This is a genomic window from Brevibacterium sp. OS20, assembly GCF_056837565.1.
Window position 1 is genome coordinate 3557929 of the sequence record NZ_CM166367.1, and the last position, 26718, is coordinate 3584646.

The following is a 26718-nucleotide window of genomic DNA, read 5'->3' on the forward strand; positions in this document are numbered from 1 at the left end:
AGCCGCCCCTCCTTCTGTTCTGCAGTCTGTGACGAACCGGGTGTTCAGGGTGAATGAAGAATGAACTCTGCAACAGAGCCGACGTCAGTGCTGAACAAAACGACCACAACTATGTGTGTGGTGAATGTTGCATTACTGTTACATTCGTAATACTTCACACCCAGCTGTAATTTTCTAAGGAAATACATGAAGAAGCTCGCCCTCGCCCCCGCGGTGGCCATCGCCATCACCGGCCTGGCCGCATCCCCAGTCATCGCTGCTCCCGGTTCGGACAGCTACTCGCACACTGTCGTCAAGAACTCCGGCGACGCCCAGGAGAGCACTCCTTCGGAGTCGCCTGAGGCTGAGGCGCAGGCCATCGAAGCGAAGGTGACAACCTCCCCCAAGGAGATCACCGCCGAGGACCTCGCCAACAAGGACAAGGGAATCGTCGTCACGATCACCGGTCTTGAAGCCGGAGACAAGATCTCGGATTCGCTCACCGGCGAAGCCGGAACTGCTGAGGGCGATACCTTCGAATACAACATCTACTCGACTCAGCCCGCCGAAGACATCGAGAACGGCAAGGTCGATTTCTCCGTCACGATCACTCGCGATGGCGAGGAGCGCACCTATGACGGGCTGAGCTTCTCCGTCGTCGACGACACAGACGAGCCCGAGGCTCCCGAGGTCGACCCGAAGGTCTCGCTCAACGCCGACAAGTTCACGGAGAGCGAGTTCGCAGAGAACGGCATCAAGGTCACCGGTGAGGGCTTCACCCCGAACAGCAAGGTCACCGTCGTCGGCGGCAACGCAACGTCGCCGTTCGCGACCAATGAAGTCGAAGCCGACGACGAAGGAAAGATCTCCGCAACCCTGAAGTTTGAGGGCGACGAGGCGCTTCCGGCCGGCGACTACTCCGTCTGGGGCGTCGACCAGGAGTCGGAAACCAACTCCCCGGCTCAGGACTTCGTCATCACCGAAGACGAAACCGAAGAGCCCACCGCTCCGGTTGAAGAAGCCAAGCTGACCGTCTCCCCCGAGTCGATCACGCCTGCTGACTTCGTCAAGGAAGACAAGGGCGTTACCCTCGCCGTCGAGAACTGCGAACCCGGTGAAGACGTCCGCTTCCTCGTCAATCCCAAGGGCGAGTCGAGCGTCACCGCCTTCGACAAGACCGTCCAGGCTGACGACGAAGGCAAGGCCAACGTCAACGTCTATGGCACCAGCGCCTCCAACGCATCGGCCTACGTCGGCGAATACGACGTCACCGTCACCTGCGGCGATGACGAACTGACCGGTGACTTCTCGGTCGAGGAAGACCCGAACGCCGGTGGCGGCGACGGCAATGAAGACGGTAACGGCGGAAACGATGATGGCGACAACGGAGACGCCGGCAACGGCGGCGACCTGCCCCGCACCGGTACCGAGCTGACCGGCCTGGTCGGCGGCGCCGGCCTCCTCCTCATCGGTGGAGTTGCAGTCGCCATGACCATGCGCCGCAAGAAGGTTGCCAAAGATCCCGCTGAGATCTGATAGCGACCGACTTGAGAACATGCCGGCTCGACTGAGGCGGGCGTGAGTCGAAGAAGGGCGCGAACCCAGTTGGGTTCGCGCCCTTCTTCTTTTCGCTGCAACAAAGCAGAAGACAGCTCATTCCATGCGGTCGTACCTCGAGCGCAGGGCGAGGAAGACCCCGTAGAGGACCAGGCCGAGACCCACGGCCAACAGCAGATACGGCCCGAACGGCTGATCGCGCATGCCCTTGAGCGCACCGTCGATACCAGTGAACTCCTCCGGATCACCGGTCGCCGCAGACACCACGATGAGGATGCCCACCGACAGCAGCGTCGCACCTTTGCCCAGATACCCGACAACACCGGTGAATCCGACGAGGAAGCGGGTGAACGCGCTGCGCGGCCGACGAAGCTCATCTTTCCACTTCCGGCGCAGACCATTGATACAGAACACGATGCCGATGAGCGCAATCACGGCGCCGGCAGCCATGAGGATATACAGTCCGCCCGGGGCCTTCGCCACGGTCGTCGAGGCCTGTGAGCTCACTTTGCCCGAGTCCGATCCTCCGCCGAAGACGAACTGGGAGAAGGTCGCGGCAACCACAACATAGGCAATGGCAGAACCGACCGTCGAGAAGAAGTCGATCCACTGTTTCCTCCCCTGCTTCTCCTGCGGGTCGCGAGTTCCGGCACCGCGCAGCGACGACGCACCGAAGAACGCGTTGACCAAGCACCACAACGCCATCAGCGCACAGCCGAGGAAGCAGATCACGATCAGCACCAGGCCGAAGGGCTGTGAAGCGATCTGTCCGACCGCTCCGGCCTGGTCGGCTTCGCCGCCGCCCTGCCCCAGGCCGATCGTCACGGCCGTCGCACCGAGGATCGCGTGGACCAACCCATTGGCAATGAAGCCCGCGCGGGCCACACGCTCGAACCAGCGGCTGTCCGCGGCTTCCTGAGCCGCCGAATCGGCACTGTCGGCGACCTGTCGAACCTTCTCTTTCTCGTTCACAGAGTCAGTGTCGCACAACACGTGTACTTTTCTGCGCCGCAATGAACTGGATTCGTCGAGCAACGCGAAAAGGCGGAGTGCGCACCGAAAGTTCGGTTCGCACTCCGCCTCGACGCTGTTCTCAGCGTCCCAGTCGGGCCTCGTCAGGATCAGCCGCGTCGGTACCGGTTGTACAGCACCAGAGCTCCCGGCTCAGGGCGACCCTGTGGGCGTCGTCCCCTCGAGATCGAGACGACGTCTCCGCCCACGGTTCCGGCCGCGAAGACACGCGCATCGCGTTCCTGCACCGACCGGCGTGCCCGAACCTCGTCCTCAAGCTCCTCGTTGCGGCTCTTGAGCGCATCGACCTGATTCTGCAGGTCGATGATCTTCTTGATCCCGACGAGGTTGACTCCCTCGTCCTGCGACAGCTGCTGGATCAGTCGCAGCTTGGCGATGTCCTTCCCGGAATAACGCCGGCCCCGGCCCGCAGTGCGTTCCGGAGAGACGAGACCCAGTCGGTCATACTGCCGCAGCGTCTGCGGGTGCATGCCCGCCAGATCCGCGGCCACCGAGATGACATACACCGCCGCACTCGATGAAATGTGCATTGTGATTCACCACCTCAGCTGGCCTTGGCTTTGTCCAGCAAGCCGGCGCGTGGGTCCTCACCTTCAGTGGCGGCCTTGAACGACTCGACCGCTTGCTTGGCTTCCTTGGACAGGTTCTTCGGCGCCACGATCTCGACTGTCGCCAGCAGATCGCCGGTGCCCTTCTTCGTCTTCACACCTTTGCCCCGCACGCGCAGGGTCCGTCCCGACGGTGTACCCGGTGCGACCTTGACCTTGACGGGCATCCCGCCCAGAGTCGGCACCTTGACCTCGGCGCCGAGGGCCGCCTCGTCGAAGCTGATCGGCAGATCCATCCGCAGGTTGTCACCATCGCGGGTGAAGACCGGGTGCGGGCTCACGTGCACGGTGAGGATGACGTCTCCGGGCTCGCCGCCGTTGGGGCTGGCCTTGCCCTTGCCGGCCAGGCGGATCTTCTGTCCGTCCTTGACCCCGATCGGGGTGCGCACGGTCAGCGGCTTCCCGCCGGGCATGTTCAGCTTCACCGAGGCGCCGTCGATGGCTTCGGTGAACGACAGCGTCGTGCTCGACTTGATGTCGCCGCCCTTGACCGGAGGCTGGTAGCCGCCGTATCCGCCGCCACCGCCGAAGCCTCCGCCGAATCCGCCGAGCAGATCCGCCAGGTCCGGGGGAACGTCTCCCCCACCGCCGTAGGTCGTGCGGGTCCGGGTGCGTCCGCCGCCTCCGAAGAGGTCGGAGAACACGTCGTCGAATCCGCCGCCGGCAGCCCCGCCGGGTCCACCGGAACCGGCGCTGAACCTGGCGCCGCCGCCCATGGCACGGACCTGATCGTACTGGGCCCGGGATTCCTTGTCGGAGAGCACCTGGTGGGCCTGGCCGATCTCCTTGAACTTCTCCTCGGCCTTCTCATCACCGGGGTTGGCGTCCGGGTGATACTTGCGCGCGAGCTTGCGATAAGCCTTCTTGATCTCGGCGTCGGAAGCATCCTTGGAGACGCCGAGGGTTTTGTAGAAGTCCTTGTCGAACCAATCATTCTGAGGTCCGGTATTCACCTGGCACCTCCTTTCCTTCCAATCAATCCTGTCATCAGGGTATTCACTTGTCCTCTCACAATCCGCATCCCCGGGGCGATGCCCCGAAGATCCGGACCGCCGCCGAGGCGGTTCCCCGGCCCCGCACGTCGGTGAACCGGCGTGCGGGGCGGGCGGCCGCCTCGGCGATCATGGTCGCTGCTCAGTCCTCCGGCTGCTGGACACCGACGCGGGCGGCGCGGATGATGCGCTCCCCGATCCGGTAGCCCGGCTGCATGACCAGGAAGAGCGTCGGATTCTCGACCTCATCCGAAGGCTGCTGCATGAGCGCCTCGTGGATGTTCGGATCGAACTCGTCGCCGACCTCTCCGTACTGTTCGACGCCGAGCTTGTTCAGCGATTCGACGAGCTTGTTCACGTGGGTCTCGAAGGGCCCGGTGACATCGCCGTTGTCGCGAGCGAGCTTGACCTCGTCGAGCACGGGAATCAGGGCCTCGACGACCTTGATCGTGCCGCCGAGCGCCGCACGCTCACGTTCGCGGTCGGCCCGCATCCGGTAGGCCGCATATTCGGCGTTGATGCGCTTGAGGTCGGCCAGGTATCCCGCTGCCTCAGAACCCGGTTCGGGCTCGGCCTCCGGCTCGATGTCCTCGAGACCCGAGGCATCGGACGGGATGTCCACACCGAGGTCGCTGGCATCGGCCGCGGCAGCCTGTTCGGCATTCGGGTCCGCGGTCGGCTCCTCGCCGGCCCCGGCCGAGGCCGACTGGGCGTCGGCCTCGGGACGGACCTCACCGGTGTTCGGATCGACCCGGCGCTTGTCACTGAAGGTGAAGCCTGGCTCCTCGGACGACTTGTCGTTGCCCTCGGCAGTCATTACTTCTTCTCCTCATCCTCATCGTCGACAACTTCGGCGTCGACGACATCGTCGTCTGCGCTCGCATCGGCTGCGCCTTCACCGGCAGCTTCGGCGCCTTCGGCACCGCCCTGCTGGCTGTAGATGGCTTCGCCGATCTTCTGCTGGTTCTCCACGAGCTTGTCGTAGGCGCTCTTCACGGCGTCGTCGTCTTCACCCTTGAGGGCTTCCTTGACGGCGTCGACATCGCCCTGCATCTCGGTCTTGAGCTCTTCCGGCAGCTTGTCGGCATTGTCGGTCAGCAGCTTCTCGGTCTGGTAGGCGAGGTTCTCCGCATTGTTGCGGACGTCGGCAGCCTCACGGCGCTTCTTGTCCTCTTCTGCGTGCTCCTCGGCCTCGCGGACCATGCGGTCGATGTCTTCCTTCGGCAGTGCGGAACCGCCGGTGATCGTCATCGACTGCTCGGTGCCGGTGCCCTTGTCGGTGGCCGACACGTGGACGATGCCGTTGGCGTCGATGTCGAAGGCGACCTCGATCTGCGGCACACCGCGCGGAGCCGGAGCGATACCGGTCAGCTCGAAGGTGCCGAGGTTCTTGTTGTCGCGAGTGAACTCACGCTCACCCTGGAAGACCTGGATCGACACGGAGGGCTGGTTGTCCTCAGCGGTGGTGAAGGTCTCCGAGCGCTTGGTCGGGATCGGGGTGTTGCGCTCGATGAGCTTGGTCATCACGCCGCCCTTGGTCTCGAGTCCGAGCGAGAGCGGGGTGACGTCGATGAGCAGGACGTCCTTGCGCTCACCCACGAGGACACCGGCCTGAACGGCGGCGCCGATGGCGACGACCTCATCGGGGTTGACGCCCTTGTTGGGCTCCTTGCCTCCGGTGAGTTCGGTGACGACGGCGGAGACGCCGGGCATACGGGTCGAACCGCCCACGAGGACGACGTGGTCGATGTCGCTGACGGAGACACCGGCGTCCTTCATGACTGCGTGGAACGGAGCCTTGGTGCGCTCGAGGAGGTCCTTGGTCAGGTCCTCGAACTTCGCACGGGTGAGGGTCTCATCCAGGTGGATGGGTCCGTTCTCGCTCATCGACAGGTACTGCAGCGAGATGTTCGTGCTGGTGGCCGAGGACAGTTCCTTCTTGGCCTGCTCTGCGGCTTCCTTGAGGCGCTGCAGAGCGGTGGCATCCTTGGTCAGGTCCACGCCGTAGTTGTTCTTGACCTGCTCGACCAGCCAGTCGACGATGCGCTGATCCCAGTCGTCACCGCCGAGGCGGTTGTCACCGGAGGTCGCACGGACCTGAATGGTGGAGAAGTCGTCTTCGTCCTTGCCGACTTCCAGCAGGGAGACGTCGAAGGTACCGCCACCGAGGTCGAAGACGAGGATGAGCTCGTCTTCCTTGCCGCGCTCGAGGCCGTAGGCAAGAGCGGCAGCAGTGGGTTCGTTGATGATGCGCGAGACGTTGAGGCCGGCGATCTCACCGGCATCCTTGGTTGCCTGGCGCTCAGCATCGTTGAAGTATGCGGGAACGGTGATCACCGCGTCGGTGACCTTCTCCTGCAGGTACTCTTCGGCGTCGTGCTTGAGCTTCTGGAGGATGCGGGCCGAAACTTCGGGGGCCGTCATCTTCTTGCCGCCGATCTCGGTGGACCAGTCGGTGCCCATGTGGCGCTTGACCGATGCGACGGTGTTCTTGATGTTCGTGACGGCCTGGCGCTTGGCGATCTCACCGACGAGGGAGTCGCCGTTCTTGTTGACTGCGACGACGGACGGGGTCGTGCGACCGCCTTCCGCGTTTGCGATGACCTTCGGGTCGCCGCCCTCGAGGACGGTGACGACGGAGTTCGTGGTTCCGAGGTCGATTCCGACTGCACGTGCCATAGTTTTCTCTCCTTACAGATCGTGAGTTCCTGCGACTCGAATGTGTGCGATCGGGCGGCTCCGGTTCTTGAGTCAGAACCACTCGACCGCACACATTGAGCCAACCGGACTCAAGTATTCTCTTCGAGGTTCCGACCGTCAAGTCGGCCTCATCAAAGTTGCGTACACCAGACTCAACTTTGCTGAGGATGGTTTTATTCCGGCGGGAGAGGATTTCTTTTCAGACAGCCGCTGTAGGTTCTCGGATTTCGTGTCGGAATCTCAATTTCGCGTCGGAGGCGTGTCGGTGTTCCCAGTTTCATGTCGGTGCGAGGATGCTGGAAACATGACAACGAAGACGTTGCTGGACACGGAACTGATGTACCTCACCGAGGAGGGCACATCGGTAGCCACCACTGTGGGCGCTGTGGACAGCACCCGACTTTCGAAGGGACTACCGGTCCGGTCGCCCAGATCATACGCGCGTCAACGTCACTACCCCGGTTTGTTTTGGTCCGCGACCACAAACGACCATATACCGTTCGAAAGCCGGTTAGAACTCGATCGATTGTGGTTGGCGGACTTCGAGTGGAAACCAAACCATGGGTCAGGTCAGAGTCAAACAAACCTTCAGCATTCCCTTCGTTTGACCTGAACCTCGGTTCAGGGGTGAAGCTTGAGGCATGAGTGAACGAGATGAGCTGTTTGGGATTGCCGAAGTCTCGGCACGGATCGGTCTGGAACCGGACACGATACGATACTTCGAGCGCCAGAGGGTCATACCGTCTCCACGACGCGACAGTGCGGGACACCGTCAGTACACGACGGCCGACGTCGAGTTGATCCGCATGCTGGTTCATCTCCGTGAGACGGGGATGCCTCTGGCTGATATCGCGCAGTTCACGGGCGCAGACAACAAGGTGGCTGATCTGGCCGGACTTCGAGTGGAGTTACTGACAGCCCATCGCCGTCGCGTCCAGGATAGGCGTGAGGAGCTCGACCGAGCGCTCGATGTAATTACGCGGAAGATCATGGATTTCAGCGATCGAATCACCGGTTCGGTGAACCTTCTCGAGCGAACAGATTGCACGATTGCGTTCGACGTCCAGGGGGAGGGGCCTCTGTTGTTTCTGGTCGGTGCGCCGGCGGGGCGGGCTGGTTTCGCACCGCTAGCGCATGAGCTTTCCGACCGTTATACCGTCGTCACCCATGACCCGCGTGGTGTCGGTGCCAGTCGTGCAGTCCTGGGGATGGCTGCACCCACGCCCGAGGTACTTGCCGAGGATCTTGCTGCGCTTGTTGACCGGCTCACCGGAGGGCCCGCCCTATTCGTCGGAACCAGTGGCGGCGCCGTGACGCTGTTGGAACTGGCCAAGCAGTATTCTGAAATGGTTGGCCGGGCCGTGTTGCATGAGCCGCCGCTCGTGTCCCTCGTGGCTGATTCGAAGCTAGCGGACAGAGCTGCAGCGGTGTTTGAAGCCGCGGAGGCTGATCCCCAGCGGGCAGTGCAGGAGTTCTTTGATCTCAGTGGCGCTGCCCACCATACGGGACCAGATCAGACACCTCCCGCCCATATGTCGATGCCCGAGCTACCTGCCGAGGAACTCGAAAAGAATCGCTACTTTCTAGGGCAGATGGCCGGTCCATCAGTCTTTTACGTACCCGATATTGAGGCCATCCGACGTGTTGCGATTACGCTGTGTGCAGGCTCACTGAGCCATCATCAACTCGCGCGGCGGGCAACCCAAATGCTCGCTGAACGTCTAGGACTGCCCCTAGTCGACATGCCAGGTAACCACCTCGGCGCAAGCTCAGAGCCGTCAGAATTCGCAAAAGACCTCAAGCGCCTGCTCGAACCCTGAGCACTACCCGCGGCCCTTCCTAGGCCGAACGGCCCAGGACCACGGCCCCGCTGGAGCTCTTGACCGTTGAGGCGGAATGCCCGCTCTCCCACACGTTGAGGGGGCGCTTAATCGTTCCGTTGGTGGTCTTCTTAGCCCTGATATGTTCAAACGAGGGCGGCGCACGGAGCCGCAGCCCAGTTTCGTACAGCTAGGCGGTGGAGGCGGGGGCGAGGCCCCGCTCGTCGCGAATGAGCGTCATCGACCAGAACAAGGCTCGGCGATTCCTAGCGATTCTCTTCCACGACCACTCGACGACCTTATGGGCGTGTACGAGACGCCCCAGCACTCGCAGATAGCGGTGAAGCGCCCTGGGGTTCGCTCCAGGTCTTAGCCTTGATCCACCGATGCGAGTAGCCAGACCGGGCCCCGCGTGAAATAGAAATACCCCTCCTGAGCTGGGAAAATAATGATGTTCTAAGTCTCCATATCCCGCTCAGAAAGGGGCACCTCTCAAGTGCTATTCAATCACTCCCCCACGACTGTGTCCCACTCTTTCGACGACACGAATCTCACCGCTGCCACCGGGCTCGTCCCGATCATGGCCCTGGCCCAGAACGCCGGCTTGCCAGACCTCGCCGAAAACCGTCTGACCGTGACCACCACCGGGGCCGATAAGGGCGCGAATCCGGCAGCGAAGCTGGCCACACTGGTTGCGGGAATGGCTGCCGGGGCCGACTCGATCGATGACATGAACATTCTCCGCCACGGCGGCATGAAACACCCCTTCGACCGCGTCTATGCCCCTTCGACTTTGGGCTCGTTCCTCCGCTCGTTCGCCTTCGGCCACGTGAAACAACTCGACGCCATCTCCTCCCGCTTCCTGACCAATCTCAATGAACACACGCCTCTGCTGCCCGCCAGTCAGGAGAACGCGCAATCATCGACAGTCTTCGTCGATGTCGACGACACCGTCATCGACATTCACTCTGCGTCGAAGCAGGGAGCTGGGTTCGGCTACCAGGGCAGTCGCGGCCTCAACACGCTATTGGCTACCGCGTCAACCAGCAGCTCCAACCAGCTCATCGTGGGCCAGCGCCTGCGCAAAGGCTCGACCTTCTCAGCACGTGGTGCTGATAAGTTCGTCTCCGACGCTCTGGCCACCACCAAACGCATCAACCCTGGTGCTGCGGTGCTCGTTCGCGCTGACTCGGCGTACTACTCATCGACCGTGACCAAAGCCGCCCATGATGCCGGGGCTCATGTGTCGATCACCGTGCGCATGGACAAGCGGGTCAAAGCAGCGATCGGAACAATCAGCGATGACGCATGGACTGGCATCGAGTATCCCGAAGCGATCTACGACGAGGACTCCGGAGCCTGGGTCAGTAAGGCTGAAGTCGCCGAGGTTCCGTTCACCGCGTTCACCTCGAAGAAGAAGTCCCTGCACACCACTGGCCGCTTGGTCGTCCGCCGTATCCCGGAGCTCAACGAGACCAAACGCGCTGCCGGGCAGAATCCGTTATCCGACTTGTTCCGCTATCACGCGTTCTTCACCACCGTCGACCGGGATCGTTTCGACACTGTCGCTGCTGATCACATGCACCGCAAGCACGCGATCATCGAGCAGATCAATGCGGAGCTGAAGAACGGTGCCCTGGCGCATATGCCCTCCGGGGTGTTCAACGCCAACGCCGCCTGGGTGACGATCACAGCGATCACTCACAACCTGCTGCGGGCCGCTGCCGGACTCATCGGCGGACGGATGAGCAAAGTACGCGCCCAGACACTGCGAACACGGATCATCAGCATCCCGGCCCGGATTGCTCACCGTGCCAGGAAGCTGATCCTGCACCTGCCCACGAAGTGGCCGTGGGCGACGGACTTCGCACGACTCTGGCAAGCGGTTCTGAGTCCACCGACGACGGTATTGTCCTGACCGATCCGCTCCTGCTCGAGCACAACGCCGCAGGGTCTGGAGGAGACCTTGGGAAACATTTGTGGAAGAGACCGGTGAGAGACCGAGACGCTACCTCCTGCCCGCACGTCATGCTCGCGCTCGAATCCAGCCGCACCCCTTGCCTGCAAGCAGATCGGTGGATCAAGGCTAAGTGGTGGGGCACTCAGCAGACTCGGCCGACTTGACTTCAACAAGCCAAGCATCTCCCGTCAGAGAGGCACTGCCATACACCGCCCAACCGAGCGATCACGTGAAATTTCCAGGCTAGTTGCGAGCAGTCGCCACCAAAGCCAAGAAGAAGTCGCTGATACCGGCCAAGCCCGCAGACAGGCATACCCTGCCAGCCACAGCACCCTCTATGGATCAAACATGCGAATGGTCTGCTCGAACGAGTCATCGACGCGCCGGACGAGATCAATACTGTCGATGGAACCATGGTATCTTGCGGCCCGAAAGACTCCGAAGGCGATCTCCGTCGACAACCTCGCCTCTTGCGTCGTGGCGCCACACTCTTTCAAGGCTTCAGCGAGAACTCCGCTCAACCACAGCAGTTTCCGCTCTTCGCGGTCCCTGAGAGACTGATTCTCAGCCACGAGGCGAGACCGCAGTGCAAACCGCTCCCCGCCAGCGACCAGGTGGACAGAAACCGCTCGTAAGGCGCAACGCGCCCGATGAAATGGAGTCGATGTCGGTGATGTACCGACCCTTGACGCCTCCGCAACGAGCAGTTCTGCTACTTGCCCTTCGTCGGCGAAGAGCACTTCCTGCTTATCGCCGAAATACCGGAAGAACGTCGTCCGCCCCACCGCGGCACGCTCAGCAATCTCGGAAACGCTAACGGCATCAAAATCGCATTCAGCGAAGAGGTCATACGCAGCGTCAATGATGGCCTGCCGTATCCGCGACTGAGAGCGGGCACGCAGAGAGGACGGTGTTGTCATGAGATCAGGTTAGTCTTATTATGTACCCAGTACCAACTGGTACTCAGTACCAGAATTGAGCCACGCAGACCGTGCCTTCCCCTCACGGCCACTGGCCCAGTTGCACTGGACAGCCTTCCGTTTACTAGGAGTTCCCGTGATCCATCACGTCATCCGTTTCAATATCAAGTCGGGAGTTTCAGACGAACAGCTCGACAACCTTCTCAACAGCCTGAGAAGACAGGCTGTCGCGGTGCCGGCTGTGGTCTCCGCGCACGTTGGACGGGCCCACGGTGAGGACCGCGCCTGGGGAGCGAATTTCATACTCAACGACCTCGACGCCTACTGGCAGTTCATCACCCATCCGGCCCATTTGGAGACGGACAGACTCGGCTGGCCCCTGCTCGACGATTTCACAATGTTCGACATCACCGACGACACCGACCCGACGATCGGCGACGCGATCGCAGGACTGCACGAACGTCGATTGCGAGAATTCCCAGAACTGGTGGACGTGGTCGCGCCACCGCGCGATCCGTGCCAGGCAAACGCTTAGTCAGGACTTGTCATCAGACCTCACGCACCCTCTATCCGACCAGCGATCACGTATGCGCAGAAGGCGAAGGCCCATATGAAAGCAGTCATCCACACGCGGTACGGCGACTCAACGGTTCTCGAATACGTCGACGTCGAGGTACCCGCCCCAGGAGCCGGAGAAGTCCGAGTCAAGATCGTCGTCTCCGGAGTCAATCCGACGGACTGGAAAGGACGAGCAGGCGGGCCCTCCTCGACGTCGACGCCCGGCGAAGCCCGTGTACCCAACCAGGATGGCTCCGGGATCGTCGATTCCATCGGCCCCGGAGTCGAGGGCCTTACCGTGGGCGACCGCGTCTGGGTCCACCTCGCCGCTCACGAGCGCCCCACAGGGACCGCGCAGGAATACACTGTCCTGCCACAAGAAAGGGTCGTCCACCTCCCAGACACCGCAAGCTTCGATGTCGGCGCCGCTCTCGGCGTGCCCGCCATGACGGCCCACAGGGCATTGACCGTTTCCGACTCGGGACCAGCACGGCTCGGGCCGGGAACTCTTCAAGGACGAACCATCCTGGTGACCGGCGGCGCAGGGGCCGTCGGGCATGCTGCCATCCAACTGGCGCGTTGGTCCGGAGCCGAAGTGATCACCACTGTCAGTTCCCGGCGAAAGGCCGCACTCGCCTCAGCCGCGGGAGCAGATCACGTCATCAACTATCGAGGGGGCGCTGCCGCCGCTGAAATCCGGAAGATCGCAGCCAACGGCGTGGACCAGATCGTTGAGGTTGCGCCGAGTGCCAACGCCGCACTCGATTCTCAGGTGCTGGCCAATCATGGAACAGTCGCAGTCTATGCGACCGAAGGCCAGCCGTTGAACCTCGATGTCTGGCCACATCTTGCGACGAACACGCGGTATCAGTTCGTCCTCTTGTACACGGTTGGCAACACAGCACTGAGGGCCGCCGCCGACGATATCGTCAACGCACTCAAGGACCGGGCATTGCCCGTGGGCGAAGAAGCCGGACTGCCTCTGACACGATTCGAGCTGGACCGGACTTCCGACGCTCACGACGCTGTTCAAGCCAATGCCATCGGCAAGGTCCTCATCGACGTCTCGTCTCATCCATTCGGGGCAGATACGACCGCAGGTGCCGAGTGAGATACCTGAGGACCCGGCTCGCTACCCACCGCGCAGTGATCCTGGCTTGGTCGGCGTAGGGCACTTGCCACAGTGAAAGGGATATCGTCATGAGCTGGTTCTACCTTGCTATCGCCGTCGTCTTTGAGATCGCCGTCGGGATTTCTGCCGGCAAAGCAAACGGTTTCACCGACCTCCGGTGGACCATCGTCACCCTCATCAGCGGCGCGATCGGAACCTACTTCCTCAGCCTCGCCCTGCTCACCTTCGATGTCGGCATCGGTTACTCACTCTGGACCTCACTCGCCGAGGTTGGAATCGTCATTATCGGTGCCCTCATTCTCTCTCAGAAGATCACGTGGAAGAAGGCACTCGGGATCACCGTCGTGGTCGCCGGGGTCATCGGCCTCAACTTCTCGGGAACCGCTTGACCCCCCCACTCTTCTCAGCTCAGTAAGGAGGCCTCATGAACGCCCCGGCTCCAGCCGCCGACACCGTTGAGCCCGCAAAGAATGGCCGCGCATGGATCGCATTACTGGTCGCCGGCGGATTCGAGATCGGCTATGCTCTCTCGGTCAACGGCAGCGGAGGTTTCACCGACCCGATTTGGTCTTCTCTTGCGGTGGTGTTCTTCCTTCTAACGATGTTCTTCCTCAGTGTCGCGCTCAAGCATGTGGACGTCGGCATCGGGTACGCGGTCTGGACAGGCATCGGGGCCGTCGGAGCAGCCGTCTTCGGTCCTCTGTTCTTCGACGAGCATCTTACGTGGACCACAGCTATCTGGCTGGCAGTGATTATCGCTGGAGTGGTCTGGCTCAAAATCGCAGACAGCACCAAACCTGGAGTCGACGAACAGGCAACCCGCTGAATATGACACTATCGCTGTCTGTTTCGGGGCAGCTGCGTCCTACCGTGGATGTTTGAACTGGGAAGCACGAGCATGGAGCTTGACAAGTTGGTGAGACATGACGTCTCATGCATGGGTCACATCGCAGGTCAGCGCGGTGCTCGACTGACAAGTTCCGCCAGGTCATACAATAAATGTAGCTTCTCGTTCGAGGTGTCACTTTCTTGGCCATCGCGTGTCAAAATTTCTCACGATCCTGTCAATCGAGGGCCATGAGAACAATTCCTGGCACGAGCACGAGAGAGTCTCGATGCGGCTGAACGGGCGGTCTCCGAGGCGGCGGAGGCGGACGGGCAGATTCGAGGCAGTCTCACGATCGGTGTGATTCCGACGGTGACCACCATCGATATACCTACTGTACTGGAGCTTTTCCATCGCGCCCACCCTGCGGTGCGGATCAAGCTCCGAGGCGGCGGTAGCGATGAGTTCATCACCGCGATCAGCGAGGGCCGTATGGACGTCGCAGTGCTCGGGCTGCCCGACAGCGCACCCCCGAAAGGCGTGAACGCGCGCGTTCTTGCCAGGGAGCGGCTCATCGTCGTCGTCGCCGCTGAACACTCACTGGCTCGGCGTCGCAGACTACGGTTGGAAGACTTGACCGATGAAGTGTTCGTGGACTTTCCCGAGGGAACACCCGGCCTAGTTCCCTCCGACCTCGCATTCCAGGCCGCTGGTGTCCATCGCGAGGTCGCCTTCGAAGCGATGAGCGCCGACCTCATCGTCGACCTGGTCAGGCAGGGCCTCGTGATCGCCCTGCTCTCACCAGCTGTCCTCCCCGCCGGCAGCAACGACCTTCGAACGATCCCGGTGACAGCTGGCCCCACCCGTATCGAGTACCTCGCGTGGAGCAGCTTCAACTCCACCCCCGCAGCAAGAGCATTCCTCGAAAGCCTGCCGATGCCTCAAGCGGGCGACGACACGTAGGTGCATTCGCAGGGAGCCGAATGTCAGTCCACCGGACCTCGCTTCAAAAACGCTTGACAAGATCGACTGCTCCTTCGGGATTCTCGGTTTGCTGGACGAATCCTTCGCTCGTGTACAGATGGATGTTCTTCGTGCTCCGCGATCCGGTGCTGAGCTCTATCCGGTCGCAGGAGCTGGCGAGAGCATCCGTCGCGTGCCGGAGGAGCCAGCGCCCGATTCCCCGTCCGTAGAGATCGGGAACGACGGCGAGTCTGCCGATGTACCCTGTTCGCGATGCGCGTCGAGCGCGAACCATTCCGATGAGACGACCGTGGAGCCAGAGTCCGATCGTCTCCCAGTCGGTGAGCCAGGCCTGCACGTCGTCGAGGGTCTCGGTGAACGGAGTGAGGTCTAGTGTTTCGTTGCTCAACGCCTCGTCGACCCAGCAGCATCGCTGCAGAACCAGTACATGAGGTGCGTCGTTGGGAGTCAACGGGCGTGTATAGCTACCGGGCAGCGGCCCAACTCCGTTACCTGGCCGTGCAGCCTCCCGCATGGGCTTGAGTGCGTGAGCTAGTCTGATCAGCTCTTCCAGCAAGCTGTTCGCTGACGCGGTCAGCTGTGCGCCCGAGCGCACCCCGGTCGAATCGATCGTGTCTTTCAGGCGCAGGGCGACGGTCGAGCCGAGTGGGACGAGACGAAGTGTCGTTATCACCTGTTTCGCGTGCTGCACGGATCGGGTGCCTGCCGAGGTGTTGCCGTAGCTCACGAACCCCATGGGCTTCCATGCCCATTCTTGGCTCAGGTAGTCGAGGGCGTTCTTGAGCGTCGCGGGCATGCCGTAGTTGTATTCCGGCGTGACCGCGATGAAGCCATCCGCCTCGTCGACGATCTTGCTCCACGCTTTGGTGTGCGGGTTTCGGTAGGCGCCAACAGCAGGATGTTCCTCCTCGTCGAAGAACGGGAGGTCGAGATCGCGCAACGACACATGCTGAAGCTCGACGCCGAGTGCGTCGGCGTCGGGGGTGAGGGTTCGCAGGAGCCAGTCTGCAACCGCCGGGCCCATAGCTCCTGGCCTGGTGCTGCACGTGAGGATCACGACTCTAGGAGATTTTATTGACATGTAAACGAGCATAGATCGTAGAATGATTACATGTCAACGAAAAGGATGGGGTCCGCGGCGCCGTGGTTGAACGAGGATGAGGAAGTCGCCTGGCGCGCGTTTCGTCGCATGACGATCGCAGTGCAGGCCGGTGTGGTGCACGACCTTGCAGCGTCGGGTCTCTCGGAGCCCGACTACGAGGTGCTCAGCACCCTGGTCGAAGCGCCGGAGATGACGAGCACACTGCATGCCCAAGCGCAGAAGATGGGGTGGTCGCGGAGCAGGCTCTCGCGTCACGCCGGCAGGATGGAAGCGCGAGAGCTGATTCGCCGTGATCCCGACCCGGCAGACGGTCGCGGCTGTCTGCTCGTACTCGCCCCCCTCGGTCTCGACGCCCTTCGTGGAGCGACTGCCGTGCACTTGGAATCCGTGTGCCGCCGCTTCGCCGATCGGCTCGACGCGCGCGACCTCCTCGACATCGTGCGAATCTCTGGAAAACTCTCCCATGCTCCAGAGTCGGCTCTATGACACGTAGGCCGTGAGCAGTCTGTCAAGGGCCCGATGAGACTGTCGACGAGCCAGGTCGATGTCGTTCTGTTGGGCTGTCCACAGGGCTGCTTCGTTCATCGCGCCGGAGAGTTGCGCGGTCGACGCATCGAGGATGTCTTCTGCAACTCCTGCCTCACGTAGTGCCTCTCGCAGATGCGTCGCCGAATTCTCTGCGTCAAGTCGGCGCCATTCCTGCCAGCCGATCACTGCTGGTGAATCGATGAGCAGGATGCGCATGGCGGCTCCGTTCGTGATCGCATCGAGGAATGCGTGCGACCCGGCCTTGAGCTGTTCGTGAGGCTGCGGGTCTGCATTCTCGGCCGCCGCGACGACAGCTCGTGCGACGTCGGCTTGGAGTCGGGCGGCGACTTCGCCGAACAGCGCGACCTTGTTCCGGTAGTGGTGGTAGACCGCCCCCCGTGTGACCCCGGCGTCCCGGGCGACATCATCGACGGAGACTTCGCTGAAGCCTCGCGCTGATAAGAGTTCCTTCGCGGAATCGAGGATGCGTTGGGCTGTCTGGGCGGCGTCGGCTGCGGAGGCGCGGGGCATGGTCCTCTTCCTTTACGTACAGTGTGTATGTATGCTGGCTTCGTTACATGCATATCGTACGTAAAGGAGTGCAATGTCCGTCACCAGCCTCTATCCCGTGCTCATGTCTCGCGATGTCGACGCCGCGGCGTCCTTCTACCGCGACTTCATCGGTTTTGAGACGACCTTTGAATCCGACTGGTATGTCAGCTTGCGCTTAGGCGAGTTCGAGCTGGCGATCTTGGCTCACGATCACTCCACGGTGCCGGCCGGATACCGTGAACTTCCCCGAGGAGTGATCGTCAACCTCGAAGTCAGCGACGTCGATGCCGTCCACAAGCAGCTGGCCGGCAGAACAGAGGTGAACGTGGTGTTACCGCTTCGCGACGAGGACTTCGGTCAGCGGCACTTCACCATTGCTGCCCCCGATGGTGTGCTGCTCGACATCATCCAGCCCGTGGCTCCCAGTGAGGACTACGCGAGCGCGTATGTGCAGCCATAGAGGCTCCCGTTCGGCGAGACCCTGGATCCGTTCACCTCAGGTCTCGCCGAAGGGGAACGAAGATGGCGAGAATCGCCGCGATGACCGCGTATGCCACGAGGATCGCAGCGCCGAGCACAGGTGAGACCATCGTCGCAGGCGTCAGCGCTGTCTGGCTCGCGATCGCGCCGGTGAGGAAGTCGAAACTCGTCAGCGATGCCGTCGCGCCGCCCGGCAGGAACGGGTAGATCGCATTGACGCCGGGAACCATCATCAGGACGTACTCGACGAACAGGAAGTAGCCGAGCACGACGCCGATCGCGACGAAGGGTGAACGCGCCAACGCGCCGATCCCTACTCCAAGCAGCATGTAGGCGGCAGCGGCGAGGCTGAGCTGTATGAGTGCCGGTACCAGATTCACCACATTGACGCCCAGCGGTACACCGCGCATCCATGTTGCGACGATCAGGGCGAGGAAGGCCGACAGGGATGCGACCATTCCGTAGACAATGCCCAGCGCTGTGTACACGGCGAGCTTGGCTGTGAGTACTCGACCCCGACGAGGAACGACGAGGAACGTCGTGCCGATCGTGCGGTGTCGATACTCGTTTGTGATCGCGATGGTCCCGATCAGCGCGGGGACGAACAGAAGCACGGTTCCGATGCCGAGCACGAATCCAACGCCTTCGGGGGTGTCGATGTCCGGCATGGGAGGCTGGGCGTTCTGCGGTCCGGTGAGCGCAAGGAGAAGCGGCAATCCGCCACCACACGCGAGCGCAACCAGTGTCGACCGCAGTGCTACTCCGGTGCCGCTCAGTCGCGCGACTTCGCCATAGACGGCATTCATAGGAGGAGTCCTTTCTGCGTGAGGCGCAGGAAGGCTTCTTCGAGGGGAGCATCTTGCGCTACGAGTCGTTCGAGTGCGCCAGCCCAGACGGTGCGGCCTCGGTCGATGAGGATGACGTCGTCGATCGTGTGCTCAACCTCGTTGAGCACATGGCTGGAGAGCAGTACGGCGCGCCGTCAGCATCGGCGAACTCGCGCAGGAATGTGCGAAGCCAGGCGCTTCCGCTTGGGTCGAGACCGTTCGACGGCTCATCGAGCACGAGGATGTCCGGGTCGCCGAGCATCGCGGTGGCCAGCGCGAGGCGCTGGCGCATCCCGGTGGAGAAGGTGCCGATCCGACGATCGGCGTACGACTGCGCCCCCACGAGGGATAACACGGTGTCGACCCGCGACCGGTCCATTCCTCCGAGTGCCACGTACGTGTGAAGGTGAGCGCGTGCCGTCATGCGTGGATGCGCTGAGGCAATGTCCAGGACCGCGCCCACGGTCTTTGCGGGCGCAGGCAGGTGGGCATACGGAAGGCCAGCAATGTGAGCCTCACCGCTGTCGGAGCGAACTAGGCCGAGTAGTGCGCGCATGAGCGTCGATTTCCCTGCCCCATTGGGCCCGAGGAACCCGACGACGCGCCCGTTCTCGACCTTCAAGGTGACATCTTCGAGCGCAACGACTGCCCCGAACCGTTTTGAGAGCGCCTCTACCTCGATCGCAGCGTTCAAGAGTGCACGTCCGATCGGAGGTCTGCCGCGATCGACTCTGCAGCATCGGTGCTCAGGAGGACCTCGTCGAACCCGACGGCGGCCCGGTCGACGGCGATCCGCAGCAGCGGGTGACCGCGCTTCATCGAGACTAGGCGCCGCACTCCCGAAGGGTGTCTGAACGTGCCCAGCTTGCGGTAGCCAGAGATGACGAGACCGGATTTCATCCCGAGGATCTCGGAAGTCCATCCCGGCTCGCTCGTTACACCACGGATCGCCGCCCTCGGAATTGACAGCTTCGGCAAGCCCGTCATCGTCGCCTCCCAGCCGGGAAACTGCACGTGTACTCCCGTTTGGTCGTACGTGATGTTCGTCATCGTTCTCTCCTGATCGCTAGAATAGAATCGTAACGAGAACATTATCATAATGATAACAGTGAGGAGTCAAGGTGCCGGACAAGACTGCTCTGGCAGAGGTCGTGCTGCACCCCGTGCGATTACGGATCATCCAGCAGCTGGGTGGTCGCAACCGCACGACGGCACAGTTGCGCGAGGCGCTCCCGGATATCCCGCAGGCCACGCTCTATCGACATGTAGCGGCCCTCCTCGATGCCGAGGTTGTCGCCGTGGTCAATGAGCGCAGATCTCGTGGCGCGATCGAGCGAACCTTGGCGCTAGGGGACCGGATGGCAGCGATTGACCACGCCGAGCTTTCTGCGATGAGCAGCGCGCAGCTAAACACAGCCTTCCTGACTTTCTTGGGAGACGTCACGGGTGACTTCGATCGTTTCCTCAGCGCGGGTTCTCCCGAAGCCCGTGAGTTGGTCGGTTTCGCGCGAACGCCCTTGTACGTGAACAGGGAGGATCTCGCCACGATCCAGTCCAGCCTCGCCGAGCTACTGGCCCCTTACCTGACGGAACGGGAGGACGGTCAGCAACGCGTCAACCTCGCCACGATCCTCCTTCCGGACCCGTGAACGCGTAAAGAGAACGACGGCAACGCAAAGGAGACAAGATGCCAACGACGAAGCACATCCTTGTGTACTCGGACTCGCTGACCTGGGGCATAGTCCCGACGACTCGGCAGCGACTTCCCTTCGAAGAGCGCTGGCCCGGAGTCCTGCACGCCGCGCTCAACGCGGGAAGGGACGGTCGCATCCGGCTTACGGAGGATTGTCTCAACGGGCGTCGCACCGCCTTCGACGACCCATACAAACCTGGGCGGAACGCCCTCAGCGGCATCCAACAGGTCATAGAAGCGCAATCCCCGCTCGACCTCGTGATTCTCCTACTCGGCACGAACGACTTCCAATCCATGCACCAGCACAAACCCTGGCACTCCGCGATGGGCATCGCAGCGCTCATCAACGCGATCAGGACAGCGCCGATCGAGCCCGGGATGCCTACCCCGCCGATTCTCGTCATCGCGCCCCCGCAGCTTGACAACCCTCGAGGACCGATCGGCCCGAAGTTCGCGGGCGGGGATATCGCCGCACAGGGTCTCGCGCAGGCAATTCGACAGGTCAGCGAAGACACCGACTGCGTCTTTTTCGACTCGAACACGATCACCACCAGCAGCAAGCACGACGGCGTGCATCTCGACGCCGACCAGCACCACGCCCTGGGTGTCGCACTCGCGCCGGTCGTCGCGGACCTGATGGTAGATCGCGATGCTGGCTGAAGCTCCACAGTCAAACAATGCGGGTCATCCGGCCCCTTCTGAGGCGATCAGAGCGTAGTTCCTTACTTTTACCTACTGGGCGCTGCCTAGTTGGTCACATGCAGGAAGACTGTCGGCTACTTTTGCTGAGATAGGACGGTGCGCTGCCCAGACCCTCTCTATATCAACTTGGCGTAGCGCATCTCGCATCGCTCGTAGCGCGTTGTCCGAGTGTCGCAACGTTTTCTGGGTACCTAGTCGAAAGAGGTGCGAAAAATGGTCGTCGTCATTGCCTAGTCCCAAGTGCCTGCGCAGAGCTGTGGCTCGGGTGCGGTTAACGTTTGATTTGTCGGCCAGGTCATATTTTCCCATGTAGAACTTTATCTCCAAGTCGACTTCACGGATGCCGGCCGCTTCGGCTTCAGGGTCATTGGTCGTGTGTAGCGCAGTGCCCTATAGGTCTTTGTGCTCGTCGAGGAAAGCGACGATCACTTCCGTAGGCGGTCGAACTCCGCCTTGCCGAAGTACGCGGTCGCTGACCGGAGGATCTCGTTCGTCTTCTTCAGCCCCCGATTCTCAGCTTCCAGTTGCCGGATCCGAGCTGTGGAGTCGATCGGCGTCGTGGGCAGATCGTCATCTTAAGCGCGCTTGACCCACGTCTGTAGAGCTTCCTTGTGGACACCGGTCTGTTCAGCGATCCGAGCGATCGCGCCGTTGCGCATCGCAGGGTCTCGGCGAGCTTCCACCGCCAACCGTGTGGTACGCGCGTGGAGCTCGGTAGGATCCTTCGGGTTCGGTAAAAGGGCCGTCCTTCCGGATATCTGTCACACCCTCAATCAAACTAAGGACGGTTCAATCTGTGGCTACTCGTTTCCCTTTGTCAAAGACATTCTTGTCTCCAGTAGCGAGCAGCGCTGCTTCGAGGAGCATTTCGAAACAATGCTTAAGATGGATCAAGACTGTGGTCACTCTTCCATTGTTTTCCAGTGCGTTGAACGCTGTGACGCCAGTCCGCAGCGAGGAGATGGCTTTCGCCCTCAGTGTGCGAACGTCGTATGACTTTCATGGCATGATTACAGGTTAAATGAGATCGGATGCACTTCCACCGCCTGTGAGCCCTGATGTTGGCAGGCAGAGGTCAGACATTGAGATCGCTGACGAGCGTGGACCTGGTCAATCCAAGCTCCCTTGACAGTAGGCGGATCCTGCTCGTCGTCGAACACTCGTAGGTGATATGACTTTACCCGAGCGACTTGACCGCAAAGCGGGCGCTCACTCCTTTACGCAATGTTGCACCGCGATAGCTCATCTTTAGGCTTTCATCTACTCTGTGGTAGGTACTGGAAGAAAATGACAACTTAGTGAGACGAAAGTGGTCTCCTCAAGTTGTCATGTCCAAGGTCACCTCGGTGAGCTTCTGACAAGAGTAACGAGATCCTACAGCCGCTGCGGTATCGAGCAGGCCGAGAACATCATCGACAACAGCGCCCTGATGCGACAGCACGACACGGCCCCAGGGCTCACCGTCACCGAGGCTGTCACCACGAAGGATGCGCTCGCGCAGTTCGCTCCAGCGCCTCCAATGTCGGTCGAAGGCGCGTCGCCTGACAAGCCTCTTCCGCTGCGCCTGACCGCGAAGCGCGGAATCTCGATCCGTATCAATGAAGACGATCATCGGTCGATATCCGAGAATTCCTGCAAGGCTCACAATGAGTCGGCGACTCCATCGGCGGGTGCCCGGATCATGGATGACCAGCGGTCCGCCGCCCCTGTTGAGCATGAGCGCAAGCACGCGGAGATGGGCGATCGTGTGGAGAATCGGTCGAACAAGCGCGTACGGCAACCACGGCATCCACTGACGCAGCTGACGTCGCACGCCCTCCGGGTCCGCCGACCGCACCCGAGGCGATCGGCCCCGTAATACTCTGAGTGCTTCGGTCTTGCCTGCCCCGGGAACCCCGGCGATGACAACGAGAGGAGTGACCGCAGCACTGCCCGATGGGCCGCTTTCGCGCCCTTTGAAATTCCGGTCGAGTTCCTTAACGAACCCGTCGTCGCCTCTCGCAGCGGCTGCTGATCCCATGGTGACCTCTCCGAGTCAGATGATGAGAGTCAGCATAGAGGCGATTTCTTCGCCGTCACTGCGAAATCTCTCGGAGATTCACTCGCCGAGGTGGTCCTCCAGATCATCGAGGATCTGACCGGCCCCGGTCGGGCCGAGTCCGAGGAACCAGACATCGTCATTGACGCGGATGGCCTTGCTGTCCTTGACCGCGTCGAGACCCTTCCATTGGCTCGATTCGAGTGCCTTCTTCTCCCCGGTCGCCTCCGGATCGCCATAGCTGGTGTAGAAGACATAATCGCCGGCCGCCTGGTCGAGGTTCTCCGGAGAGATCTCGACGGCGAGCTCGTCGACGTCCTGGTTCTTCGGGCGCTTGAACCCGGCATCGTGGAGGATGACTCCGATGAGCGACTGGTTCGCATACAGACGGAGGCGATCAGGCATGAAACGCACGAGCGAGATCGTCGGGTCGCCGTCGACGGAGTCCTTGAGTTCTCCCGCCTCGCGAGCGTATTCCTCAAGCTCCTTCGTCGTCTCGTCTTCCATGCCCATCGCCTCACCGACGAGGCGGAAGTTCTCCTTCCACGGGAACCCGGGACGGATCGAGAACACCGTCGGAGCAATGGAGTCGAGTTCGTCATAGAGTTTGTCGGCACGCAGCTGGCTGCCGAGGATGAGGTCGGGTTCGAGAGAGGCGATCTTCTCGAGATCAAGCTCCTGAATCGTGCCGACCGTCTCGACTCCCTTGACCTGGTCTTCGAGATAGCTCGGCACCGGACTGGCGCCTTCGGTCGTCACCATGCCGACCGGTGTGATGCCCAGCGACAGGACATCGTCGAGCTCTCCCGTGTCGAGGACGACGACGCGCTCGGGCTTCTTTTCGATCTCCGTCGTGCCATTGGCATGCTTGACCGTCCGCGGGAAGACCCCGGCCTCGGCATCACTGCCGAGCTTCGCAGTCTCCTCATCAGCAGTGCCGAAGGCCTCGCCTCCTGTCGCAACATCCTTGTTGCCGGCGTCCCCGTCGGCGTCCTTGTCACCCTCGGCGGCACAGCCGACAGCGAGCAGGGCAATGGTCAGAGCAGAGGCGGCCACAGCAACCGCCCGATTCTTCAGAGTCGATTTCACGAAGATGAGCCTACCCTAAGTGGATACTTCGCTCGACACGCCACACCCTGCGCAAAATCTCACCACGAATGCAGCTTCCTGGGCCTACTTAGGTTAGGCTCATCTTCGCAAGCGAACATTCTCGAAAGGTCCCCTATGTCCCGCGTCAAACCCGGCAGCACACGCGTATTTGCCGCAGTCACCCTCGCCACCGCTCTCAGCCTCAGCGCCTGCGGCGGGTCCGGCTCTTCCGACTCCGGCAATGGCGACGCCGCCGCCGACGGTCAATGGCCCCTGACGATCACGGACGACGCCGGCCACGAAGTGACCATCGACGAGGCACCCGAATCGGTCGTCTCCACCTCGGTGACTCTCACCGGCAGCCTCCTCGCCGTCGACGCACCGGTCACTGCCTCCGGGGCCACCATGCCCAACTCCCCCGTTGCCGACGACCAGGGCTTCTTCACGCAGTGGAGCGACGTCGCGAAGGAGAAGGACGTCAAAGCCCTCTACCAGGGCGACCCCGATGTCGAGGCCGTGCTCGCCGAGGAACCCGACCTCATCGTGGTTTCGAAGACCGGCCAGGACTCGGCGAACGCCATCTACGATCAGCTCAACGACATCGCCCCGACCGTCGTCATCGACTACGGGGACAAGGACTGGCAGGAGGTCACTGCCAAGCTCGGTGAGATCACCGGCCACGAGGATGAGGCGAAGAAGGTCAACGACGAATTCGGTTCCCGCGCCGAGGAGGTCAAGTCCGCCATCGACGCCCCGAAGCAGCCGGTCACCGGCATGATCTTCAACGAGAAGGCCAAGGGCGGAGGATCCGGGGCCAGCGCGAACATCTGGACCCCGGAATCCGCTCAAGGCAAGCTCCTCCAGGAGGTCGGCTTCGAACTCGCCGAGGTCCCCGAAGGCACAGCCGGCCAAGGAGAAATGGGCAAACGCGCCGATATCGTCGAAGTCACCGGTGAGAACCTGTCGAAGGCCGTCACCGGCGAATCCGTGTTCCTGTTCAACGCGAACGAGAAGACAGCCGCGTCATATGCGAAGAACTCGCTGGTCGAGAGCACACCGGCGGTGAAGAACGATGCCGTCTACCCGATGGGCCTCGACTCATTCCGCCTCGATTACTACTCCGCCACGAACGTCCTCGACCGCATCGAGGACGAATTCGGCAAGTGATCACCTGAACCCGAAACGGACAGCCGGCAACGAAGATTCTTCTCGCTGCCGGCCGTCCGTTCTCTGCCTACGGAGCCCCGTCTTGGCGGCCCCGGCGGGGCCGCCTCGGCGATCTGATCGACCTCCGCGGGGCCGCCTCGGCGAATCAGCCCTTGGCCGGGCGGGAGCTGATGATCTCCGCGCGCTCGTCGCGGTTGAATTGACGCAGCTGGGTCACATGGGACGGGTTGAGCTCGGAGACATCGGCGACCTGGAGCAGGCGCATGGTGCGCTCGACCTGCTCGCCGAGGATCTCGATCGTCCGGTCCACTCCTGCTCGACCGCCGGCCATGAGGCCGAAGAGGTAGGCGCGGCCGATGAGCGTGAAGTCCGCGCCCAGCGCCAACGACGCGACGATGTCGGCGCCGTTGCGGATTCCGGTGTCGATGATGATCTCCACGTCCTTGCCGATCTCGCGAGCCACCTCGGGGAGGAGTTCGAAGGGCACGGGCGCGCGATCGAGCTGGCGCCCGCCGTGGTTGGACAGGACGATCGAATCGACGCCGAGGTCGGCGAGCTTTTTCGCATCCTCGAGCGTCTGCACGCCCTTGACGGAGAATTTGCCGGGCCACATGGCGCGGATCTCGGCGAGGTCATCGAAGTTGATGGAGGGGTCCATCGCCGAATCGAGGAGCTCGCCGACGGTGCCGCCGGTCTCCGACAGGGACGCGAACTCGAGCTTCGGGGTGGTCAGGAAATCCCACCACCACCAGGGACGAGGGATGGCGTTGAGGATCGTCTGCGGGGTCAGTTGCGGTGGAATCGAGAAGCCGTTGCGGGTATCGCGCAGTCGGGCACCGGCGACGGGGGCGTCGACGGTGAAGAAGAGAGTGTCGAACCCGGCGTTCTTCGCCCGCTCGACGAGGCCGTAGGAGATGTCGCGCTGCTTCATCACATAGAGCTGGAACCAATTTCGCCCATGCGGGTTGGTCTTCTTCACGTCCTCGATCGACGTCGTGCCCAACGTCGAGAGCGTGAACGGGATGCCTGCAGCTCCGGCGGCTCCGGCGCCGGCGGTCTCACCCTCGGTCTGCATGAGTCGGGTGAAGCCGGTCGGCGCGATGCCGAAGGGCATGGCCGAGCTGCCGCCCATAATCTGGGTCGAGGTGTCGACGTTCGTGACGTCCTTGAGGATCGAGGGGTGGAACTCGATATCGCGGAAGGACTGGACCGAGCGCTCCATCGAGATCTCACCCTCGGCGGCACCATCCGTGTAGTCGAACGCCGCGGCCGGGGTCCGACGCTTCGCGATCTTGCGCAGGTCCTCGATCGTCAGCGCATTCTCCAAGCGGCGCTTCTTCGGGTCGAGTTCGAACTTCTTGAACTTCATCAGCTCGAAGATCTCGGCCGGCTGAGGAATCTGCCTCTTGACCATGTTTTTCGCTCCTTTGATTAGGCGGTGGTTGAGAAGTGGGGGTGGCTGGTGCGGGTGG

27 protein-coding genes and 1 pseudogene are annotated in these 26718 nt (G+C 62.0%); 13 read left to right on the plus strand and 15 right to left on the minus strand.

Going from position 1 to position 26718, the window contains the following annotated elements:
* Positions 1–186 precede the first annotated feature (186 nt).
* Positions 187–1515, plus strand: coding sequence for a lipoprotein 17-related variable surface protein (locus ACVZTU_RS15905; RefSeq protein ID WP_181272243.1), 1329 nt, complete (start codon positions 187–189; stop codon positions 1513–1515).
* 117 nt (positions 1516–1632) lie between these two features.
* Here the strand turns inward: ACVZTU_RS15905 and ACVZTU_RS15910 are convergent, their stop codons facing one another.
* From ACVZTU_RS15910 to dnaK, 5 genes are all read right to left on the minus strand, one after another.
* Positions 1633–2508 carry a DUF1206 domain-containing protein gene (locus ACVZTU_RS15910; protein ID WP_181272242.1) on the minus strand — a complete coding sequence of 292 codons (876 nt, stop codon included), beginning with the start codon at positions 2506–2508 and terminating at the stop codon, positions 1633–1635.
* A gap of 149 nt (positions 2509–2657) precedes the next feature.
* Positions 2658–3098, minus strand: coding sequence for a heat shock protein transcriptional repressor HspR (locus ACVZTU_RS15915; protein ID WP_181272241.1), 441 nt, complete (start codon positions 3096–3098; stop codon positions 2658–2660).
* 14 nt (positions 3099–3112) lie between these two features.
* The gene (locus ACVZTU_RS15920; RefSeq protein ID WP_139467938.1) at positions 3113–4129 is read right to left on the minus strand and encodes a DnaJ C-terminal domain-containing protein; all 1017 of its coding nucleotides are present in this window, start codon (positions 4127–4129) and stop codon (positions 3113–3115) included.
* A 181-nt stretch (positions 4130–4310) separates the two neighbouring features.
* Positions 4311–4985, minus strand: coding sequence for a nucleotide exchange factor GrpE (locus ACVZTU_RS15925; protein ID WP_139467937.1), 675 nt, complete (start codon positions 4983–4985; stop codon positions 4311–4313).
* Positions 4985–6847, minus strand: a complete 1863-nt coding sequence (gene dnaK / locus ACVZTU_RS15930; RefSeq protein WP_139467936.1) for a molecular chaperone DnaK — start codon at positions 6845–6847, stop codon at positions 4985–4987. The genes ACVZTU_RS15925 and dnaK overlap by 1 nt, the downstream gene beginning before the upstream one ends.
* Positions 6848–7509: 662 nt before the next feature.
* Here dnaK and ACVZTU_RS15935 point away from each other — a divergent pair.
* Together ACVZTU_RS15935 and ACVZTU_RS15940 are read left to right on the plus strand one after the other, a co-directional pair.
* On the plus strand, positions 7510–8688 hold the full coding sequence (locus ACVZTU_RS15935; protein ID WP_181272240.1) for an alpha/beta fold hydrolase: 1179 nt from the start codon (positions 7510–7512) through the stop codon (positions 8686–8688).
* Positions 8689–9211: 523 nt separating this feature from the next.
* Positions 9212–10606, plus strand: coding sequence for an IS1380 family transposase (locus ACVZTU_RS15940; protein WP_181272250.1), 1395 nt, complete (start codon positions 9212–9214; stop codon positions 10604–10606).
* A gap of 377 nt (positions 10607–10983) precedes the next feature.
* Here ACVZTU_RS15940 and ACVZTU_RS15945 read toward each other — a convergent pair whose 3' ends face one another.
* A complete protein-coding gene (locus ACVZTU_RS15945) occupies positions 10984–11568 on the minus strand; it encodes a TetR/AcrR family transcriptional regulator (RefSeq protein ID WP_181272239.1) in 585 nt (194 codons plus the stop codon).
* 136 nt (positions 11569–11704) lie between these two features.
* On the opposite strand from ACVZTU_RS15945, the gene ACVZTU_RS15950 reads away from it, so the two are divergent.
* The 5 genes from ACVZTU_RS15950 (at position 11705) to ACVZTU_RS15970 (ending at position 15047) form a co-directional block, all read left to right on the plus strand.
* Positions 11705–12103, plus strand: coding sequence for a Dabb family protein (locus ACVZTU_RS15950; RefSeq protein ID WP_181272249.1), 399 nt, complete (start codon positions 11705–11707; stop codon positions 12101–12103).
* 75 nt (positions 12104–12178) lie between these two features.
* Positions 12179–13237 carry an NADPH:quinone reductase gene (locus ACVZTU_RS15955; protein WP_482400824.1) on the plus strand — a complete coding sequence of 353 codons (1059 nt, stop codon included), beginning with the start codon at positions 12179–12181 and terminating at the stop codon, positions 13235–13237.
* 89 nt (positions 13238–13326) lie between these two features.
* Positions 13327–13647: a DMT family transporter gene (locus ACVZTU_RS15960; RefSeq protein WP_482400825.1), complete on the plus strand. Its 321-nt coding sequence runs from the start codon at positions 13327–13329 to the stop codon at positions 13645–13647.
* A gap of 35 nt (positions 13648–13682) precedes the next feature.
* Positions 13683–14084 (plus strand): DMT family transporter, encoded by a 402-nt coding sequence (locus ACVZTU_RS15965; protein ID WP_181272236.1) that lies wholly within the window; start codon positions 13683–13685, stop codon positions 14082–14084.
* 336 nt (positions 14085–14420) lie between these two features.
* Positions 14421–15047 (plus strand): LysR substrate-binding domain-containing protein, encoded by a 627-nt coding sequence (locus ACVZTU_RS15970; protein WP_268236680.1) that lies wholly within the window; start codon positions 14421–14423, stop codon positions 15045–15047.
* A gap of 43 nt (positions 15048–15090) precedes the next feature.
* Here ACVZTU_RS15970 and ACVZTU_RS15975 read toward each other — a convergent pair whose 3' ends face one another.
* The gene (locus ACVZTU_RS15975) at positions 15091–16161 is read right to left on the minus strand and encodes a GNAT family N-acetyltransferase (RefSeq protein WP_434591856.1); all 1071 of its coding nucleotides are present in this window, start codon (positions 16159–16161) and stop codon (positions 15091–15093) included.
* A gap of 18 nt (positions 16162–16179) precedes the next feature.
* Between ACVZTU_RS15975 and ACVZTU_RS15980 the strand changes: the two genes are divergently transcribed.
* Positions 16180–16656 carry a MarR family winged helix-turn-helix transcriptional regulator gene (locus ACVZTU_RS15980; protein WP_139467931.1) on the plus strand — a complete coding sequence of 159 codons (477 nt, stop codon included), beginning with the start codon at positions 16180–16182 and terminating at the stop codon, positions 16654–16656.
* On the opposite strand, the gene ACVZTU_RS15985 is transcribed toward ACVZTU_RS15980, so the two are convergent.
* The gene (locus tag ACVZTU_RS15985; RefSeq protein ID WP_181272234.1) at positions 16651–17229 is read right to left on the minus strand and encodes a TetR/AcrR family transcriptional regulator; all 579 of its coding nucleotides are present in this window, start codon (positions 17227–17229) and stop codon (positions 16651–16653) included. The genes ACVZTU_RS15980 and ACVZTU_RS15985 overlap by 6 nt on opposite strands.
* Before the next feature lie 73 nt (positions 17230–17302).
* Here ACVZTU_RS15985 and ACVZTU_RS15990 point away from each other — a divergent pair, with 73 nt between their 5' ends.
* Entirely contained in the window at positions 17303–17710 is a 408-nt protein-coding gene (locus tag ACVZTU_RS15990) for a VOC family protein (protein WP_482400826.1), read from the plus strand.
* 31 nt (positions 17711–17741) lie between these two features.
* On the opposite strand, the gene ACVZTU_RS15995 is transcribed toward ACVZTU_RS15990, so the two are convergent.
* From ACVZTU_RS15995 to ACVZTU_RS16005, 3 genes are all read right to left on the minus strand, one after another.
* On the minus strand, positions 17742–18536 hold the full coding sequence (locus ACVZTU_RS15995; protein ID WP_139467928.1) for an ABC-2 transporter permease: 795 nt from the start codon (positions 18534–18536) through the stop codon (positions 17742–17744).
* A 58-nt stretch (positions 18537–18594) separates the two neighbouring features.
* Positions 18595–19179 carry an ABC transporter ATP-binding protein gene (locus ACVZTU_RS16000; protein ID WP_229664157.1) on the minus strand — a complete coding sequence of 195 codons (585 nt, stop codon included), beginning with the start codon at positions 19177–19179 and terminating at the stop codon, positions 18595–18597.
* A 68-nt stretch (positions 19180–19247) separates the two neighbouring features.
* Positions 19248–19607, minus strand: coding sequence for a hypothetical protein (locus tag ACVZTU_RS16005; RefSeq protein ID WP_139467927.1), 360 nt, complete (start codon positions 19605–19607; stop codon positions 19248–19250).
* Between the two features lie 71 nt (positions 19608–19678).
* Between ACVZTU_RS16005 and ACVZTU_RS16010 the strand changes: the two genes are divergently transcribed.
* Positions 19679–20206: a helix-turn-helix domain-containing protein gene (locus ACVZTU_RS16010; RefSeq protein WP_139467926.1), complete on the plus strand. Its 528-nt coding sequence runs from the start codon at positions 19679–19681 to the stop codon at positions 20204–20206.
* A gap of 38 nt (positions 20207–20244) precedes the next feature.
* A complete protein-coding gene (locus tag ACVZTU_RS16015; protein WP_139467925.1) occupies positions 20245–20910 on the plus strand; it encodes an SGNH/GDSL hydrolase family protein in 666 nt (221 codons plus the stop codon).
* A 432-nt stretch (positions 20911–21342) separates the two neighbouring features.
* Here the strand turns inward: ACVZTU_RS16015 and ACVZTU_RS16020 are convergent.
* The 3 genes and pseudogenes from ACVZTU_RS16020 to ACVZTU_RS16030 form a co-directional block, all read right to left on the minus strand.
* Positions 21343–21500: pseudogene (locus ACVZTU_RS16020) on the minus strand (IS3 family transposase); the annotation flags it as partial.
* Positions 21501–22270: 770 nt separating this feature from the next.
* A complete protein-coding gene (locus ACVZTU_RS16025; protein ID WP_482400827.1) occupies positions 22271–22972 on the minus strand; it encodes an AAA family ATPase in 702 nt (233 codons plus the stop codon).
* Between the two features lie 78 nt (positions 22973–23050).
* Entirely contained in the window at positions 23051–24079 is a 1029-nt protein-coding gene (locus ACVZTU_RS16030; RefSeq protein WP_482400828.1) for an ABC transporter substrate-binding protein, read from the minus strand.
* A 135-nt stretch (positions 24080–24214) separates the two neighbouring features.
* Between ACVZTU_RS16030 and fepB the strand changes: the two genes are divergently transcribed.
* Positions 24215–25246 carry a Fe2+-enterobactin ABC transporter substrate-binding protein gene (gene fepB / locus ACVZTU_RS16035; protein WP_482400829.1) on the plus strand — a complete coding sequence of 344 codons (1032 nt, stop codon included), beginning with the start codon at positions 24215–24217 and terminating at the stop codon, positions 25244–25246.
* Positions 25247–25391: 145 nt separating this feature from the next.
* Here the strand turns inward: fepB and ACVZTU_RS16040 are convergent, their stop codons facing one another.
* Positions 25392–26660 carry an alpha-hydroxy acid oxidase gene (locus ACVZTU_RS16040; RefSeq protein WP_062241048.1) on the minus strand — a complete coding sequence of 423 codons (1269 nt, stop codon included), beginning with the start codon at positions 26658–26660 and terminating at the stop codon, positions 25392–25394.
* Positions 26661–26718: the final 58 nt, after the last annotated feature.